Below are 16,722 nucleotides of genomic sequence, written 5' to 3' on the forward strand. Positions count from 1 at the left end.
GTCAGAGCAAGACGACGAGCTTGCCAAGTGCGCGATCGCTTTCCATCAAGCGGTGCGCGTGGCGGACCTCGTCGAAGGCGAAGGTTCGGGTATGGATGGAAGGCATCCGCTTGGCTGCGAGTTCCTTTGCGAGCCACGGCAACGGCGTGTCCTGCAATGGCAAGGCCGGTGTTCCCAATAAGCCGCTCGGGAAGAAGTTCAGTCGCGTTCCGCCAGGCAGGTCCTGCATCAGGTGGAATTGCTCCACTACCGGCGGGCCGCCGAGCAGGCCGATGACGCTCACCACACCGAACGGTCGCAACGTCTTGATCGTGTCGCGCAGTGTTGTGGCACCGACGACTTCAAGTGCGGCATCCACGCCTTGAGGAGCGACTTCGCGAATACGCTGCGCGATGTCACCGCTGTCGATGACGACCTCGTCGGCCCCTATTTCGTACAAGCGTTGGGTGTTCGCAGAGCTGCGCGTTGTGGCGATCACTATTAATCCGCGGGCCTTGGCATAGGTGATGGCGGCCTGGCCTACTGATGAAGTGCCTCCCCGTACCAGCAGAGTCTGGCCATGTTGAATGGCTAAACTCTTGTCAAGCGCCCCCCAAGCGGTGAGATACGCCTCCGGCAGAGTGGCAAGTTCTTCCCACGAGAGAGACGTGTCGTCCAGTGAGATCACGTTGTTGCGCAGTACCGTAACCTGCTCGGCATAGCTGCCATTGCGGCTGAACTGCATGCCGCCCATGGCCGTGGCCACGCGCTGGCCGGTGCGCAAGACACCGGCGGGGTCATGGATGACTTCGCCCACGGCCTCGATGCCGGGCACGCGTGGTGTGGTGATGTCACCCATTTTGCCTGCGCGCAGGTAAGTTTCTGCGCGGTTGAGGCCAAACGCACGGACGCGGATCTGCACTTCGTCCGGAGCTGGCTCGGGTGACGGGATATCTCGCAGTTGCAGGACTTCAGGGCCGCCCGGTTGTTCAATCACATAAGCTTTCATGGTCGTTTTCTCAGGTACGTGGCTGGTTGGTTGAAACGTTGCTTTCAAGCAAGTGAGTGCACTATCAACTACTCGTATATGGAGGATAATCCACGCTATAGATAAGCTTTATCTCAAAAATGAGAGGAATGCTGTAATGGACTTCAACGCCGTCCGGATGTTTGTCAGCGTGGCGCAGACCGGTAGCCTCTCGGCCGCAGCCGAGCGCCTGGACATTCCGCTACCTACCTTGAGTCGACGCATTCGCGAGCTTGAACAGCAGTTGAAGGTGCAACTGCTCGAACGTTCTGTACGTGGCACCAAACTCACTGATTCGGGGACGCGATTGTACGAACATGCGAGCCGTGGCATTGAGGCTTTGATTGAAGGCGAACAGGCCGTGATCAGTGATCAGGCGCATTTAAAAGGGCGCTTGCGGCTGTCATTGCCGCCGTCGTTTGAACCGTGGTGGGAGGTACTGTCGGCTTTCCAGCGCCGCTATTCGCAGATCCAGATCAGCGTCTACACCACCGAGCGCCGCATCGATCTCATCGAAGATGGTGTCGATGTGGCGCTGCGCGTAGGCATGATCGCGCACGAGACTATGGTCGCCCGCCGCATGCTGACCTATCGTCACATTCTCGTGGCCAGTCCGGCATTGATTGAGCGACTAGGTGCACTTAGCAGCGTCGAGGCTTTATACGGTTATCCATGTGCGGTCTGGAGCCAGGGTGCCAATGCGACATGGCAGTTGGGGGGAGTGGTATTCAAACCTGAGGCGATGCTGTCCACCAACGACTATGCGCACCTGCGCAGCCGGGCGTTGATCGGTGATGTGGTAACGGAGCTTCCGCCATTTTTGGCGGCGAGTGCCATCCGGGAAGGGAAGTTACTTGCGCTACTTCCCGAACATCCACTACCGGAACAGCAAATCAACTTGCTCTACCCATCACATCGTCACCCGTCTGCCATTGTGCGGGCGTACCTGGACTTCTCGCAGGAGTACATGGGATATCTCGCAGAGGTGTCGTCTACTTCCGAGTAAAGGGCCGCTTTTGGCTGTGGATTCAACCGGTCGATGCAACAGATTGGCTAAATCGTTCAGCGGGCGTTTCGTAGTTTAGTGTTTTCCGAGGGCGGCTATTTAGCTGCCTTGCCACTTCATTGAGCGTGGCTTGCGAGTGAACAGAGTGGCTATCACTTGCGCAGTGGGGTAGATGTTCGGGTTGTCGTTCACCTCAGCCGAGACGAGCGCGGTCGCGTCGTTGTTACTCGAAAGGGGTAGTGATTGGAGGGTGATACGCCAGCGTGGCTCAGGCCGTTGCGAACCACTTGCCACTCACGCGGGGAATTGGGCTATCCAGTGCCTGGCAATCTCTTCGCGCCGGCAGATCCACACCGCATCGTGGCCTTGCACGTAATCAAGAAAGCGCGCCAGCGCCATCGCACGACCGGGATGGCCACTGATCCGCCCATGCAGGCCGACGCTCATCATCTTCGGGTGTTGCGCGCCCTCCTGCCACAGCAGGTCGAAAGCATCCTTGAGCAGCCCGAAGAAGTCTTCACCGCTGGCGAAACCATTGGGCAGCAGATAGCGGGCGTCATTGTTGACCAGTGTGTAAGGGATCACCAGGTGGGCGGGCGAGCCTGGGAGCCAATAGGGCAGATCATCGTTGTAGGCGTCCGAGCTATAGAGAAACCCGCCTTCCTCACGCAACAGGCGGCGGGTGTTCTGGCTGACCCTTCCTGTGTACCAACCTACGGGGCGTTTACCGCAGATCTGCTCGATCACGTCGAGGGTGAGGCGGATATGGCGCCGCTCCTGGTCTTCAGGCATGTCGCGATAATCCAGCCAACGGTAGCCATGCCCGGCAATCTCATGCCCGGCAGCGCAGAGCGCATGGCCAATCGCCGGGGTGAGTTCCAGTGCCCGGCCGACGGCGAAGGCGGTCAGCGGCAGGCCGCGGGCGCTGAACAGCTCCAGAATGCGCCACACACCTGCGCGCGATCCATATTCGTACATGCCCTCGACGCTCAAGTCCGGTTCCCCCACACGCGGCGGACGGCCCGGCAGCTCGTGAAGCCAGGCTTCCGACTGGGCATCGCCATTGAGGATGCATGACTCCGCGCCTTCTTCGATGTTGAGTACGAACTGCACCGCGACGCGCGCCTCACCGGGCCATCGTGGGTGGGGTGGGCAGCCGCCATAACCGATGAGGTCGCGAGCGGCCATCAGCCCAGCTCGAAGGTCGTGACGCCGAACACACGTTCGTGCGCGATTGCCGGAGGAGGGCCGAGGTACATGCGTGCGCAGCCGAAAACCTCGACCATGCCCTGTTGGTGCACGAGCGCCATTGCGGCGGGGTTATTCTGCGGGGCATCGAGAAACAGCGGACCACCCTCGGCAAATTCCGCCAGGCGCGCGTAGAGGGCATTGGCTGCCAGGGCGTCATCGGCGAACAAGGGGCCGATCTTGTAGCCTTCCCGGCAGCGCCTTACAACACCATAGCCGCTTAGCCTGCCCTCGCGCTGGCAACCCACGGCGAGTGCATCGGCCTGGGCAATCCACCCGCTCAGGAAGCTTGCGCGCGTGGCGGGGAAGCAGGTGCGGTCGTAATCGACAACCTGATCGAACGGGAAGGAGGCCAACGGGACTATGTCCTGGCCGTCTACCTGCGAGGTCGTCGGGCGGGCGGTGGGATTGGCACGAAAACGCATGTTGCGATGGGAGAAGACGAAACCACCCTTGGCGTAGTAGTCCTGCATCGCGAAGACGCCGTCCATGCCGATGCTCGCGCCTGGGCGCAGGCGGGCGAGGAGTCGCTCGCGGCGTGCGTGCCAGAGGGTATTGCCCAGACCTTGACCGCGATATTCAGGCCGGACGATGAAAAAACCCATGAAACCGAATTCGCCATTGTAGGAGGTGATGGCACCGCCACCGATCATTTCGCCGTCCTGGTACGCCGCGATGAAGGCGGCAGGGTCCGTAGCCCAGAACAGCTCGGCATCGTGAAGGCCGGGATTCCAACCTTCACGGGCAGCCCAGTCGACGAGCTCGTCCAGCTCGGGACGGGTCATGTTGCGTATGACCAGCTGATTCGACACCGCGAAGTTCTCCTCAGTCGCTAATCGAGCGTGTGGTCCATCCCACTCAGAACCCTTTCGGTATAGCTTCAACCTGAGTATTGATCCAGGTCGTCACGCCATTGTCGCGCATTGCGAGCTGAGTGGTCCCGCGGATCGACTGCCTGTCATCCGAGAGCAGAAGATCGCACGTGCCCAGAACAAGACGATGGGCACGTTGATGGTCAGGCTGCACGTCAGTGATATCGGCTGGGTGCAGGACCGCTGGGGATGGACCTACGAGTGGCAAAGTCAGGACAAAAAGACAGCCGCCGAAGCCTGAGCAAGCGAGGCGACCCCGAGGCTCGCCGACTTCTGCACAATGCCGCCATGTCGGCCAGTCGTACGTCTGTTTGGAAAGGGTTTTACGAAGAACAAAGGGCTCGGGGCTTCAGCACCACACAGGCCCTGGTCATCCTGGCTAGGAAGCTGGCTCGGATTGTATTCGCCCTGCTGAAAGGGCAGAGCGAATACCAACCAAAAGCCGGTTGAGGACTTTTCCTCAACCATAGAATCTCCTACAAGGGCCGGCATGTGATTTGGGAGTGGGAGTGAAAGCAAAGGACCCGCCAGGGCGGCGGGTCCGAAGGGGGATCACAGTTTCGGCAACTGCCCGATGCGGCCCATCATTTCGGTCACGATCTGCAAGTCCAGCAGGAACTGCTCGGTGGTCTTGAACTCGTTGTCGTTGTGGCCGGTGTATTTGACGTCCGGCATGGCCAGGCCGAATTGCACGCCGTTGGGCAGTTCATGCACGGAGGTGGCGCCGGCGGAGGTGCCGAACTTGTGTTCCATGCCGAGGTTTTCGCTGGCCACCGCGAGCAGGGCCTTGACCCATTCACCCTCGGGGTTGCGGTACATCGGTTCGGCAATCGACAGGTCGAAGGCTGGTGCGATGCGGGTCTTCTTGCTCCAGGCGTCCAGTTTTACGGCGATTTCGGATTTGAGCACCTCTGGCGACTTGCCCTTCGGCACGCGCAGGTTGACCGCAAGCTTGAAGGCTTTGTCGTCCATCCCGACATAGGTCAGGGAGGTGGTCAGCGGACCCATGAATTCATCGGCAAAACCGACCCCCAACTTGCCACCCAGGTAGTCCAGCCCCCAGTTGTCGGCGGCGTAGCGGGCGGCGTCCGTGATCTGGTTGTGCTTGAGCGCGACCTTGCCGTCGAGGCCATTGAGGAAGTCGAGCATCCTGGCCACCGGGTTGACGCCGGACTCGGGCTCGGAGGAGTGGGCGGACACACCGGTGACCGTCAGTTTGACGTCCTTGCCGTCGACCTTGGCGGCGACCTCGAAGTTGCCGCCGTTACGCTTGGCATATTCGGTGCCGGCCTTTTGCAGGCTGGCGGCCAGTTCGGCGGGCTTGTCGGTCACCAGGGTCGCGACCGATGTCGACGGAATCTGGTTGGTGGCCAGGCCGCCGGTCATCGAGGTGATTTCCGCGCCCTTGCCCTGCGCTGCGCGCTTGGCGAAGCTGGCCATGACCGTGCCGTAGCCTTTCTCGGCGATCACCACCGGGTAGCCGCCATCCAGTGCCAGGTTGTAGTTGGGGGTGGGGTTGCGTTCGAAGTAGTAGGGGATGGCGTCGCCCGTGGTCTCTTCGGTGGTGTCCACCAGCAGCTTGAAGTTGCGGGCCAGCGGCAGTTTCTCTTCCTTGATGATCTTCATGGCGTAGAGCGCCACCACGATGCCGTTCTTGTCATCCTCGGTGCCGCGGCCATACATGCGATCGCCGATCAGGGTGACCTTGAACGGGTCGAGGCGGGTGCCGTCCTGCAGCACCCAGTTCTCCGGCGTCACCGGCACCACATCGGCATGGGCGTGAATGCCTACGACTTCATCGCCGCTGCCTTCCAGGGAGATCTCGTAGACGCGGTTGTCGATGTTGCGAAAGTTCAGGTTGAACGCCTGGGCCAGGCCCTTGATCTTCTCGGCAATCTTGATGAATTCGGGATTGTCGTGCTGGGCTACCCCGTCCACGTTCACGGTGGGAATGGCCACCAGCTCCTTCAAGGTTTCGGTGGCCGCGCTGCCGTATTTCACCCGGGCATAGAGGCCAAGCAAACGATGGATTTCGTTTTGCTGTTCAGCGCTAAGCGTCTTGTTGTCGAGGAACGCGCTGATGGCCGAGCCGAGGTCGTCGGTCTTGGCGATATCGCTCTTGGCCAGGCTTCCCAGGAACTGCCTGAAATCCTTGACCGACGCATCGCTGAAGGTCTTGAGGATGATCGCGTTCTGTTGCGGGGTGATGTTGGCGTGGGCAGCGGTGGTGAACGACGAAAGGCTGGCGAGCATGAGGGTGGTCGCAGCCAGATGCTTGAGGGAAAAATCCATTGCTGGGGGCATTCCTTTGCAGGCGGTTTGTAAGAAATATCTGATCGGTCGATCAGAAACATTTCAAAACTAACACCGCGAGCGTGTGAAACGGGAGCCCCTGAAGTGGGATCTGTCGCACAAAAATGCAAAAGCGGCGCAGAAATGAAAAACCGCTCTATCAATGCTTACATTCCGCCATCACCACGTGGCAGGTATTCGGCGTGCCGCCGGAACGGCCCGCATAACGGATGCAATTATCCATGGATTTCTGGCGAGCCATGTCCAAGGTGTCCGCCCAGGCGAGGCCACCTTCGCCGACAGTGGGGAGGGCTTTTGCGTAGCAGGTTGAACCAGTGTTTGGGGCTGAATATCGAGCCGTGGTAGCTTTGCCTGAACATCCCGCTGTCAGTGCCAGGTCGATGGCGAGCAGGGATAGCAGGATCCATGACGAGCATTGGCGCACAGTGTGTCCCGTCATCCCGGTTCCCCTGTAGCAAGAGGCGCATTTGAGATCGTACCTGGCCGGATCAGGGCCGGGGTACACTCTTACTCTGAGCCTATCCTTGCGGCATCGATCCTGCTGCTCCTTTCGTCCGCTTTCCCAAGTTCGGTGTGTCTGGCCGTCCAAGAGTCCAGTTGAGGTCGCTACAGACCACTGAACATGCTGATGATCACGGCATTGACCAGGTCAATGAAAAAGCCGCACACCAGCGGCACGATCAGGAAGGCCTGGTGCGCCGCACCGTACTTTTGCGTCACGGTCGACATGTTGACGATGGCCGTTGCCGTGGAACCGAGGGCAATCCCGCCGAACCCGGAAGCAATCACGCTGGCTTCGTAATTGCGCCCCATAAAGCGGAAGACCACAAAATACGTATAGGCGACCGTCAGCAGGATTTGCAGGGTCATTGCGCACAGAATGAACATCAACGCGCCGTTGAGTTGCCATAGCTGAAGCCCCATCAGGGCCATGGTCAAGAACATGCCCAGGCAGATGTCGGAGATCAGCGACAGGCCCAGGCTGGCACCGCTCCAGGTTTTCAGTCGCTGATCACCTACAAAGGCCAGAACGAGGTGGTGAATGACGATGCCCGCGAACAGGCAGCTGACAAACTTGGGCAGGGTGACGCCGGCATCGACCAGCACCAGATTGAGTCCGTAACCGGCCATCAGGGTCAGGTTGAGCCACATCCAGGCCCAGAGCACGTCGTAGTAGTCCAGCGCCTTGCTCGGTAGTTGCTCGAGAATGCCGACTTCCAGCTCCGCATCCCTGGACGGCGTCAGTTGATAACGGCGTATCAACTGGTTGGCGATAGGGCCGCCGATGACGCAAGCGGCAATCAGGCCGACGGTGTTGCTGGCGATGCCCAGTTCGTGGGCGTTGCTGATGCCCAGTTTTTCGACGAAGAGTGGTGCCCAGGCCAGGGTGGTGCCCACGCCACCCGTGAGGGAAATGGAACCGACCATCAAGCCCGCCTTGGGATCAAGCCCAAACGCCTGGGCCACACCCATGCCCAGCGAGTTCTGCAACAGGATGAACACGGCGGCGAGCAACAGCAGGATCAGCAGCGGGCGCCCCCCCTTGAGCAGTTGGCGCATGTCCGATTTCAAGCCAATGCCGGCAAAGAAATAGAGCAGCAGGGTGTCGCGAACTTGCAGGTCGAATTCGATCTGGATCTTCAGGCCGAAGTACAGCAAGGACGTCACCGCCGCACAGACGAAGCCGCCGACCACCGATTCCGGGATACAGTATTGACGCAGAAAGGTGTTGTGCTGGACGAGGGTCTTGCCGAGGAAAAGCAGGAGGATGGCGAGTGTAAAACTCACGAGGCCGTGAACCTGGAAGATCTGTGAAGTCATTTAAGGCCTACCTAAAAACTGGAAAATCATTATCAGGATTCGCTCGTTCAATGTTTAGACCTGTATCAATGAACGGTCGAAACAGCCTTGCTCGTCCAGATGGCTTCCCAATCATCAGGTGCGTCTGTGCGCCAGGAGTGAGGACAGCCTAGCCTAAACGGGTAAACTCATCCGGGTTGGCATAGGCCGCCATCACGCTCCCGATGGCCAGTCAAACGCAGACTTCAGCGCTTGATCAGCGAAATCTTCGTACCCTCGATACTGATCCCCGCCATTAATCCTTGCTGGTCGAAGATGAACGCGTAGGCGTCGTCTTTCAGTGTCGAGCTGGACAGGTTCTTCGCAACCCCTTCATCCACCACGACAACCGTTGGTCCCACACCGATTTCCCAGCCCTTGGTTTCAGCGACATATTTCACGGCTTTATCGGTCATCAGAAAAACCGCATAGCCGTACGACTGGGCGCCGGCCTGCAGCCCCCATGAACCGCTGACGGAGTTGTAGTAGTTCTCGACTTTCGAGCCTTTCATCAGTACGCCTTCGCCGTAGCTACCGCCGAACACGAGACCGGCCTTGATGATGTTCGGGAATACCAGCACCGCCTTGGCTTGGTGCGAGATGGTTTCGGAAAAAGGATGGGTCTTGTAGAGCATCTGCAACGCTTGTCGTGCGTCGGCATTCAGATCCTCGGCGGTGGCTGCTCCGGCATTGTTCAGGAAACCGGCCGATGCCAATGTTGCAATCGCGAAGAAGAACGAGAGGAAGAACCGCATTGATTGAGTCATTTGCGTACTCCGCTGAGGGAGCAGGGGGATGAGAGCAGCGGCAAGTACCTGCGTCATGCAGGAACCGAACCCACTGAGGTTATCCGGCGCGCCCTGAAATGTGTGAATTGCAGGCAGCGCTCCTGAATGAAGTCGGCTCTGGGCCACTGATCGTTTACGCTGCCATCAGCTGTTATGACCACTGCGTAATGGCCAGGTTCGCTGTCAGTTCTGCTTCTGGCCGCCAGTTTCACCTTGCGAAGGGTTGAAATCGCTTCGTCACGCGCTCAATGCAGGCAGCAAAAGGCCCGCGCAATGGCGGGCCTTCTGTTTGGGGTCAAATCCTTTTGTGCTTTCAATCTGCGCTCCATCTTGTGAGCGTTTCGTGAAAAACATGTCGTAGCAATGAAAAAGTCCGGCGTCGGCCAGGCTCTTTGTAGATGGGCCAAATCCTTTTGGCTGATCCCATTGTGCGTGGTGGATGTGACGACGACATGACAGGGCTGACAGGAAAAGCTGATCACAGCCAGAAACAGGGTTTCGTTGCAGCGAGCTGTGGAATCGAGCTGTACATGCACTTTTATAAAGCGCCATGCGCAACAACGTGCACCACTCGGAAGCGCCGCAAAGCGCTTTCGCCTGCGATAGCTCCAGCGTTGTGACAATCCCCCCTGGCCCAAGAGTCAGTGTTTCCAGATAGTTGAAGTCTCTCTGTGGCTGACTGGCACAAAGGCTGCAAGGCTGACATCAGGTCCACCTGGAGAGCATTCGTGTGGACAGCCCCCTCGGTCAACGACGATCGATTGGCCGAACAGGTCGTGGGCAGCATCGGTGGATCAGGCATAGATGCCTGGTTTCAACACCGCAAAAGAACAGGCAAAGACGCCTGGAACCGAAAGGTTTCAGGCGTTTTTTTTGCTTTTAAAACCGTGATGGGCTCGGGCTGGGTGCTTTCTATGAATTCCAATGTTGCCACGTTGAACAAGATGCAAACGCTGATCGTGATCGGTAATGGCATGGTCGGACATCATTGTGTCGAACAGCTGATCGAGCGGGGAGCGCTTGACCAATACCGGCTGCACGTCTTCAGTGAAGAGCCGATGCGTGCCTATGACCGTGTGCATCTTTCCGAGTACTTCGCTGGTCGTGATGCCGAGTCGCTGGCGCTGTCCGATGCGTCGCTCTACCGGACGCCCGGCGTTACGCTGCATTTGGGTGTACCGGTATTGGAAATCGACCGCGTCCGTCGCCAGGTGGTCACCTCGCAAGGTTGCGTCCAGTATGACAAATTGGTCCTGGCCACCGGGTCTTATCCGTTTGTTCCGCCAATCGAAGGCGCCGAAGGTGAGTCGCGTCTGGTCTATCGCACCCTGGAAGACCTCGATGCCATTCGGGCTGCTGCGGCCAATGCCCGGCGTGGTGTGGTGGTCGGCGGTGGCTTGCTGGGTCTGGAAGCTGCGAACGCGTTGAAGAGCCTGGGCCTTGAAGCCCACGTGGTGGAATTCGCGCCGCGCTTGATGCCGGTACAGCTCGATGACCTCGGTGGCCAGGCGCTCAAGGCGCAGATCGAACGATTGGGCGTCGGTGTACATCTGTCCCGCGCCACGCAATCGATCAGCGCGGGTGAGCAGTACCGCTATCGCATGAATTTCGCCAATGACGAATTCCTCGAAACCGACCTGATCGTGTTTTCCGCCGGTATCCGCGCTCAAGACGCGCTGGCCCGTCAATGCGCGCTGGAGATCGGTCCGCGCGGTGGCGTGGTGATCGACGACACGTGCCTCAGTTGCGACCCGAACATCTACGCCATCGGTGAATGCGCTTCATGGAACGGCAGCCTGTTCGGCCTGGTCGCGCCGGGCTACCAGATGGCACGCAGCGTTGCGGCTCGTCTGTGCAACGAAGTCGCCGAGCCGTTCACCGGTGCCGACATGTCGACCAAGCTCAAGCTGCTGGGGGTGGATGTCGGCTCCATCGGCGACGCCCACGGCAACACCCCGGGCGCACGCAGCTATCAATTCATCGACGAAACCAGCGCCAGCTATCGCCGCCTGGTAGTGGATGCCAGTGGCAAACACGTCCTCGGTGCGGTGCTGGTCGGTGACAACAGCTATTACGACACCCTGCTGCAATACATGCAGAACGGCATCGCCTTGCCAGCAGAACCCGCCAGCCTGATTCTGCCGTCCAGCGAAGGCGCGCCGACCCTGGGCCCGGGTGCGCTGCCCGAGTCGGCCACGGTGTGCTCCTGTCATAACGTCACCAAGGGCTCCATCTGTTCGGCCATCGACGGCGGCTGCACCGACCTGGGCCAACTCAAGTCGCAGACCAAGGCCTGCACCGGCTGCGGCGGTTGCGCCGGCCTGCTCAAGCAAGTCTTCGAGCATGAGTTGATTGCCCGTGGCGTCAGTGTCGACAAAAGCCTGTGCGAACACTTCGCCTACACCCGCCAGGAGCTTTATGCGCTGGTACGGGTAGAGGGCGTGATCACCTTCGACGAACTGTTGGCCAAACATGGCCGTGGCCACACCGGTTGCGACGTCTGCAAACCGGCGGTGGGTTCGATCCTCGCCTCGTGCTGGAACCAGCCGATCATGGACGCGTCGCTGGTGCCGTTGCAGGACACCAACGACACCTTCATGGCCAACATGCAGAAAAACGGTACCTATTCGGTGGTGCCACGCATCGCCGGGGGGGAGATCACGGCGGACAAGCTGATCGCGATTGGCGTGGTGGCGAAGAAATACGACCTCTACAGCAAAATCACCGGCGGGCAGCGCATCGACCTGTTCGGCGCTCAGTTGCATCAGTTGCCGGACATCTGGGCCGAGCTGATTGCAGCGGGTTTCGAAACCGGGCACGCCTACGGCAAATCGACCCGCACGGTGAAGTCCTGCGTCGGCAGCACCTGGTGCCGTTACGGCGTACAGGACAGCGTGAAAATGGCCCTGACCCTCGAGGATCGCTACAAGGGCCTGCGCTCGCCACACAAGCTCAAGTTCGCGGTTTCCGGTTGCACCCGTGAGTGCGCCGAGGCGCAGAGCAAGGACGTGGGCGTGATCGCCACCGAGAAAGGCTGGAACCTCTACGTGGCCGGTAACGGCGGCATGCGCCCGCGCCACGCCGAGTTGTTCGCCACCGACCTCGATGACGCCACCCTGATTCGCTACATCGACCGGTTCCTGATGTTCTACATCCGCACCGCCGACAAATTGCAGCGCACTTCGGTCTGGCGCGAGAGCCTGGAGGGCGGCCTGGATTACCTCAAGGACGTGATCATCAACGACAGCCTGGGGCTTGGCCTTGAGCTCGAATCGCAGATGCAATTGGTGGTCAACCGCTACGAATGCGAATGGGCCAACACCCTGAAAGACCCGGAAAAACTCAAGCGCTTCCGCACCTTCGTCAACGATCAACGCCCGGACCCGGACATCCATTTTGTCCAGGAACGCGGTCAGCGCCGGCCGATCATGGCCTCTGAACTCCACCTTATCCCTGTCATCGAGGAGATTGCCTGATGAGCCAGTCCGATACCCAGCGCGCCTATTGCAGTTCCTCCCTGGTCAATCCCGATGCCTGGCAAGCGGTGTGCAGCCAGGAGGATCTGGTGAGTAACTCCGGCGTCGTCGCCTGGCTCGACGGTGCACAAGTGGCGCTGTTCTACCTGCCGGATGCCGAAGGCAAGACCCTCTATGCCGTCGATAATCATGACCCGCAATCCGGGGCGAATGTCATCGGTCGGGGGCTGATCGGCAGCATCAAGGGCGATCTGGTGATTGCCTCGCCACTCTACAAACAGCATTTCCGCCTTGAGGACGGCAGTTGCCTGGAGTATCCGCAGCAGCGCCTGCGGGTCTGGCCGGTGCGCCTGAACGCAGGCCGGGTGGAGGTCGCGGTGGCCTGACCCCATGGATTTCGCCGGGGGCTGAGCGCTTATTCAATCAATGAATCATGCCAGGCTCCGGCGGAGTCGATGATCAATGAAAAACAGTATCGGAGGCTCGTATGAAAACAGCCGCACAACTGCTGAAACTCAAGGCCGTGCAGAACCGGCGGGTGCATAGCATCGCGCCAGACCAGATGGTGCTTGAAGCGTTGAAGATGATGGCCGAAAAAAACGTCGGTGCCCTACCGGTCATAGAGGAGGGGCAGGTGGTCGGCGTTATCAGCGAACGCGACTATGCGCGCAAGATCGTTCTACAGGGGCGCTCTTCGGTCGGTACGCCGGTCCGGGCCATCATGAGCGCCCCCGTCGTGACAGCAGACAGTCAGCAGAGTATTGAGCGTTGCATGGCGGTCATGACCGACAGTCATCTGCGCCATCTGCCGGTGGTGGAGGGCGACCAACTGATCGGCCTGTTGTCGATTGGTGATCTGGTCAAAGAAGCCATCGTCGAGCAGGCCGAGTTGATCCGGCAACTGGAACACTACATTCGCGGGCATTAAAGCGACCGGGGCAGGGTGGATCACCTCAGGTGTAAACTAGGGGGCGTTCTCAATTAGTTTTCCCGTCGCGGCGTGAAAACTAATTGAGAGCGCCCCCTAGACACGGTGCAGCATGCGTTGAAAAGCGCTGCACCTGGAGGTGAGCCATGCGCTCAATTACCCTTTACACCTCGATCGCACTGCTGGTGCTATTTATGGTGCCACTTGCCACCGCAGCGACTTCGGTCGAAGTCGTCTTCAAGAACCCCGAAAAATTCAGCGATGCCAGCCTTGATCGTCCGGGCTATGAACGTGGTGCCGATCCTTATGTCATGAAAGAGCTGCGTAGCTACATCCAGAAGCTTGGCGAGCGGTACCTGCCACCCGGCCAGCAGTTGCAAATTGAAATACGCAACATCGACCTGGCCGGTCGCTATGAACCTTGGAGGCCTGATGCCTACGAAGTGCGCTTCATGCGCGACATCACCTGGCCGAGCATCGATCTACATTACGTGCTCAAACAAAACGGCCAGATCGTCAGCCAAGCCGACGCCAGGGTCATGGATCAGCTCTACCTCCAGCGTCCGGGGCGTGTCAACAGAAGTGACAGGCTCTACTCCGAGAAAGCCATGCTCTCGGACTGGTTCCACAGACAATTCGCCGGGCAACATCAGAGCGGGTTGAATTGAACCACCCTGTACTCTGCTGACGCTACTGCCGCTCGCGCTTCTACTGACGGCGTGCGCGGAGCGGTCGACAACCTTGCCGCTCGCCTCGTAGCCAAACGCGCTGACCAGCGAGCGGGCGACTTGGCTGCAATTGCTGACCAAGCCAGAGCCCGGGGAGTGACCTGCGAGCAGGCGTACGACGGTCTTCTAAAGTAGGGATTGTATGAGGTCCGCTGGACGCCGTAGGAGGGAATGAGCATATACCAATTTTTATACCGCTGACCGTGTAGTCAGGGGGGAAAGCGGGTAATCCAAAGTAAGGAAGTGCCTGGCTTTATTGATCCTGAGTACTTTGTGTTACCCAATAAGAGTCGTGGTGTAATTCTGCTCGGACGGAATTAGGCCAGTTGCTGTCTGTCGTGAAAGGCTGCAATCGACCCATACAGTTCGGTTGAAAACTAGTTCAATGGGTCTTGTAGCGGCCGAATGAGATCGGCCTGTAGTCCGTTCGGACCATGCGCAATCTCGAACTCTACTCTTTGACCCTTAGATAGTGTCTCAGAGCCATCACCGCATATACTTCTAAAGTGTGCAAAAAGGTCTTGCCCACCTTCATCAGCGATGATGAGCCCTGTACCTACCGCATCATCGAACCATTTCACTACGCCTGTCGCCATGCCATAACCCTCCTGGTTGTCAAACTCTCCCATTCACAGGCGAGAGAAAACGACGAATAAAACATTCCCGATCCGAAGTGCGAATTAGCTCACACACTCACCAAAAAACATCCAATAACTTGTGGATTGAATATCCATGAGCTAAACATAACCCCGAAGTCAGGTTTACCACAATCAATAATAACGTTCAGAACTAAGGGGGCTTATGAGCCTTGCCGTGCGCGTAGGAAAAAACGGGCTGCTCCAAGTAGGAGCATTGTCAATATTAAGCTTGGCATTACAACAAGCACAGGCGGCGTGTAACTTGGTGAGCAGTGTCGGTGACACTGCCTACACCTGTGACAGCGGCACCAGTGCTCCGCTCACCGACACCGACGGCAACAACACATTGACCTTTCCGGCCAATGGAAACGGCACCGTCAACGGCAATGTCATCTTCGGCGACGGCGTTGACCGAGTAGTGATGGACTCCGGCCTCATCACCGGCAAGCTTGATCAACGTAATGGCGCGGACTCGTTGCAAATATCCGCCGGCCAGATCAATGGCGCGGTGATACAAGATGACGGTACCGATGATTTCATCATGACCGGCGGGCAGATCCAGTCCCTGGCCCAAGGGGGAGGGCGCGATACCTTTCTGATGACGGGTGGCAGAATCGTCGACGCATTTGTCGATGGCGATATCGCGAAGATGACCGCCGGTAGAATCGGTCGCGTCGACATGAAGCTGTACACCAACATTTTCGACATGTCTGGCGGTGCGATTGACGGCAACCTGGTCACAGGGTTCGACAAGGACACCATTATCGTGTCGGGCGGCACCATTGGCGGCAACATCAGCACCAGCGGTGGCGATGACAGCATCACCGTCTCGGGGGGGGTGATCAATGGTGAAATCCGTACCAGCGTCGGCAATGACCAGTTCAAGTGGACGAACGGCGGCCAGATCAAATCAGCGGTGCTCATGGGCGATGGTGACGACACCGTCCTGCTCGGCGACCTGAACGAAAGCCTGCTGAGCCTTACACCCTTCATCGACGGCGGTTTGGGCGACGACCAATTGACCTTAGACAAAACCACGTCGGCCACGCCTTCCCGGTACATCGGCTGGGAAAGCGTCAATCTCACCAACCATTCGCACTTCGACTTGGCCGGGGATTTTTTCCTCGGCGACAGCGCGACCGAAACCGGCGAATTCTCGATTGATGGCAGCAGCACCCTGGCCGTGACCCAAGGCAGCATACGCCCCTATACCGCGGGCCAATTGGCAACACTGAACAACGCGGGCGCCATCGACATGACCACTGGCAGCAACAGTGCAACCGACTTACTCACAGTCCACGGCAACTATGTCGGCAACGGTGGCCAATTACTGCTGCAAACGGTGCTCGGCGACGACAGTTCCGCCAGCGACAAACTGGTGGTCTCCCAGGGCACCATCAGCGGCAACACCCAATTGGGCGTTACCAACCTGGGCGGACTTGGCGGGCTGACCCGGCAAAACGGTATCGAAGTGGTACAGGCGCGAAATGGTGCCACTAGCAGCATCGACGCCTTTGCCCTGAAAGGTTCGCTATCTGCGGGGGCTTACGAGTACTACCTGTTCAAGGGCGGAGTCACGGCCGGCTCTGAGAACAACTGGTACCTGAGATCGTCGGTGGCGGCCGTGCCACCTCCCACAGTACCGCCCGTGGTGACGCCGCCTCCCACAGTACCGCCCGTGGTGACGCCGCCTCCCACGGTACCGCCCGTAGTGACGCCACCACCCACAGTACCGCCCGTAGTGACGCCACCACCCACGGTACCGCCCGTAGTGACGCCACCACCCACAGTACCGCCCGTGGTGACGCCACCACCCACGGTACCGCCCGTGGTGGACCCGGATGAACCACCGGTCGAGCCACCGACCGCACGCCCTGTCG

The 16,722-nt window shown here is 59.1% G+C and carries 14 protein-coding genes and 3 pseudogenes; 7 read left to right on the forward strand and 10 right to left on the reverse strand.

What is annotated here, in order from left to right:
* Position 1: 1 nt before the first annotated feature.
* Complete coding sequence (locus KGA96_RS24860; protein ID WP_223515243.1) at positions 2-988, reverse strand: zinc-binding alcohol dehydrogenase family protein; 987 nt, start codon at positions 986-988, stop codon at positions 2-4.
* Between the two features lie 136 nt (positions 989-1,124).
* Here KGA96_RS24860 and KGA96_RS24865 point away from each other — a divergent pair, with 136 nt between their 5' ends.
* Complete coding sequence (locus KGA96_RS24865) at positions 1,125-2,012, forward strand: LysR family transcriptional regulator (RefSeq protein WP_223464282.1); 888 nt, start codon at positions 1,125-1,127, stop codon at positions 2,010-2,012.
* A 22-nt stretch (positions 2,013-2,034) separates the two neighbouring features.
* On the opposite strand, the pseudogene KGA96_RS24870 reads toward KGA96_RS24865, so the two are convergent.
* The 3 genes and pseudogenes from KGA96_RS24870 to KGA96_RS24880 form a co-directional block, all read right to left on the reverse strand.
* Positions 2,035-2,157 (reverse strand): annotated as a pseudogene (locus KGA96_RS24870) (IS30 family transposase); the annotation flags it as partial.
* A 149-nt stretch (positions 2,158-2,306) separates the two neighbouring features.
* Positions 2,307-3,200 (reverse strand): allantoinase PuuE, encoded by an 894-nt coding sequence (puuE, locus tag KGA96_RS24875; protein ID WP_223515247.1) that lies wholly within the window; start codon positions 3,198-3,200, stop codon positions 2,307-2,309.
* Complete coding sequence (locus KGA96_RS24880; protein ID WP_223515250.1) at positions 3,200-4,072, reverse strand: GNAT family N-acetyltransferase; 873 nt, start codon at positions 4,070-4,072, stop codon at positions 3,200-3,202. The genes puuE and KGA96_RS24880 overlap by 1 nt, the downstream gene beginning before the upstream one ends.
* A gap of 243 nt (positions 4,073-4,315) precedes the next feature.
* Between KGA96_RS24880 and KGA96_RS24885 the strand changes: the two are divergent.
* A pseudogene (locus KGA96_RS24885) lies at positions 4,316-4,582 on the forward strand (transposase); the annotation flags it as partial.
* A 102-nt stretch (positions 4,583-4,684) separates the two neighbouring features.
* Here KGA96_RS24885 and KGA96_RS24890 read toward each other — a convergent pair.
* The 5 genes from KGA96_RS24890 to KGA96_RS24910 form a co-directional block, all read right to left on the reverse strand.
* Complete coding sequence (locus KGA96_RS24890; RefSeq protein WP_223515253.1) at positions 4,685-6,424, reverse strand: dipeptidase; 1,740 nt, start codon at positions 6,422-6,424, stop codon at positions 4,685-4,687.
* A gap of 160 nt (positions 6,425-6,584) precedes the next feature.
* A complete protein-coding gene (locus KGA96_RS24895) occupies positions 6,585-6,884 on the reverse strand; it encodes a hypothetical protein (RefSeq protein ID WP_080925276.1) in 300 nt (99 codons plus the stop codon).
* A gap of 167 nt (positions 6,885-7,051) precedes the next feature.
* A complete protein-coding gene (gene gltS, locus KGA96_RS24900; RefSeq protein WP_223515256.1) occupies positions 7,052-8,266 on the reverse strand; it encodes a sodium/glutamate symporter in 1,215 nt (404 codons plus the stop codon).
* Between the two features lie 224 nt (positions 8,267-8,490).
* Entirely contained in the window at positions 8,491-9,051 is a 561-nt protein-coding gene (locus KGA96_RS24905) for a YSC84-related protein (RefSeq protein WP_046038566.1), read from the reverse strand.
* A gap of 258 nt (positions 9,052-9,309) precedes the next feature.
* Positions 9,310-9,624: a hypothetical protein gene (locus KGA96_RS24910; protein ID WP_223515259.1), complete on the reverse strand. Its 315-nt coding sequence runs from the start codon at positions 9,622-9,624 to the stop codon at positions 9,310-9,312.
* A gap of 362 nt (positions 9,625-9,986) precedes the next feature.
* Here KGA96_RS24910 and nirB point away from each other — a divergent pair, with 362 nt between their 5' ends.
* The 4 genes from nirB (at position 9,987) to KGA96_RS24930 (ending at position 14,144) form a co-directional block, all read left to right on the forward strand.
* A complete protein-coding gene (nirB, locus tag KGA96_RS24915; protein ID WP_223515262.1) occupies positions 9,987-12,548 on the forward strand; it encodes a nitrite reductase large subunit NirB in 2,562 nt (853 codons plus the stop codon).
* Positions 12,548-12,934 (forward strand): nitrite reductase small subunit NirD, encoded by a 387-nt coding sequence (gene nirD, locus KGA96_RS24920; RefSeq protein WP_046038565.1) that lies wholly within the window; start codon positions 12,548-12,550, stop codon positions 12,932-12,934. The genes nirB and nirD overlap by 1 nt, the downstream gene beginning before the upstream one ends.
* A gap of 101 nt (positions 12,935-13,035) precedes the next feature.
* Positions 13,036-13,476, forward strand: a complete 441-nt coding sequence (locus KGA96_RS24925; protein WP_046038564.1) for a CBS domain-containing protein — start codon at positions 13,036-13,038, stop codon at positions 13,474-13,476.
* A 146-nt stretch (positions 13,477-13,622) separates the two neighbouring features.
* A complete protein-coding gene (locus KGA96_RS24930) occupies positions 13,623-14,144 on the forward strand; it encodes a DUF3016 domain-containing protein (RefSeq protein ID WP_223515265.1) in 522 nt (173 codons plus the stop codon).
* Between the two features lie 437 nt (positions 14,145-14,581).
* On the opposite strand, the gene KGA96_RS24935 is transcribed toward KGA96_RS24930, so the two are convergent.
* Entirely contained in the window at positions 14,582-14,833 is a 252-nt protein-coding gene (locus KGA96_RS24935; RefSeq protein ID WP_411741521.1) for a cold-shock protein, read from the reverse strand.
* Positions 14,834-15,107: 274 nt separating this feature from the next.
* On the opposite strand from KGA96_RS24935, the pseudogene KGA96_RS24940 reads away from it, so the two are divergent.
* Positions 15,108-16,722 (forward strand): annotated as a pseudogene (locus tag KGA96_RS24940) (autotransporter outer membrane beta-barrel domain-containing protein); the annotation flags it as partial.

This window comes from Pseudomonas sp. GL-R-26 (assembly GCF_019947365.1).
GTDB lineage: Bacteria > Pseudomonadota > Gammaproteobacteria > Pseudomonadales > Pseudomonadaceae > Aquipseudomonas.

What these genes read in the sequence shown, in the direction of transcription:
- puuE (WP_223515247.1), bottom strand. Translation starts at nt 3,200, where the DNA reads ATGGCCGCTCGCGACCTCATCGGTTATGGCGGCTGCCCACCCCACCCA.
- KGA96_RS24860 (WP_223515243.1), bottom strand. Translation starts at nt 988, where the DNA reads ATGAAAGCTTATGTGATTGAACAACCGGGCGGCCCTGAAGTCCTGCAA.
- KGA96_RS24935 (WP_411741521.1), bottom strand. Translation starts at nt 14,833, where the DNA reads ATGGGAGAGTTTGACAACCAGGAGGGTTATGGCATGGCGACAGGCGTA.
- KGA96_RS24895 (WP_080925276.1), bottom strand. Translation starts at nt 6,884, where the DNA reads ATGACGGGACACACTGTGCGCCAATGCTCGTCATGGATCCTGCTATCC.
- KGA96_RS24910 (WP_223515259.1), bottom strand. Translation starts at nt 9,624, where the DNA reads ATGGCGCTTTATAAAAGTGCATGTACAGCTCGATTCCACAGCTCGCTG.
- KGA96_RS24890 (WP_223515253.1), bottom strand. Translation starts at nt 6,424, where the DNA reads ATGGATTTTTCCCTCAAGCATCTGGCTGCGACCACCCTCATGCTCGCC.
- KGA96_RS24905 (WP_046038566.1), bottom strand. Translation starts at nt 9,051, where the DNA reads ATGACTCAATCAATGCGGTTCTTCCTCTCGTTCTTCTTCGCGATTGCA.
- KGA96_RS24930 (WP_223515265.1), top strand. Translation starts at nt 13,623, where the DNA reads ATGCGCTCAATTACCCTTTACACCTCGATCGCACTGCTGGTGCTATTT.
- nirB (WP_223515262.1), top strand. Translation starts at nt 9,987, where the DNA reads ATGAATTCCAATGTTGCCACGTTGAACAAGATGCAAACGCTGATCGTG.
- KGA96_RS24925 (WP_046038564.1), top strand. Translation starts at nt 13,036, where the DNA reads ATGAAAACAGCCGCACAACTGCTGAAACTCAAGGCCGTGCAGAACCGG.
- KGA96_RS24865 (WP_223464282.1), top strand. Translation starts at nt 1,125, where the DNA reads ATGGACTTCAACGCCGTCCGGATGTTTGTCAGCGTGGCGCAGACCGGT.
- gltS (WP_223515256.1), bottom strand. Translation starts at nt 8,266, where the DNA reads ATGACTTCACAGATCTTCCAGGTTCACGGCCTCGTGAGTTTTACACTC.
- nirD (WP_046038565.1), top strand. Translation starts at nt 12,548, where the DNA reads ATGAGCCAGTCCGATACCCAGCGCGCCTATTGCAGTTCCTCCCTGGTC.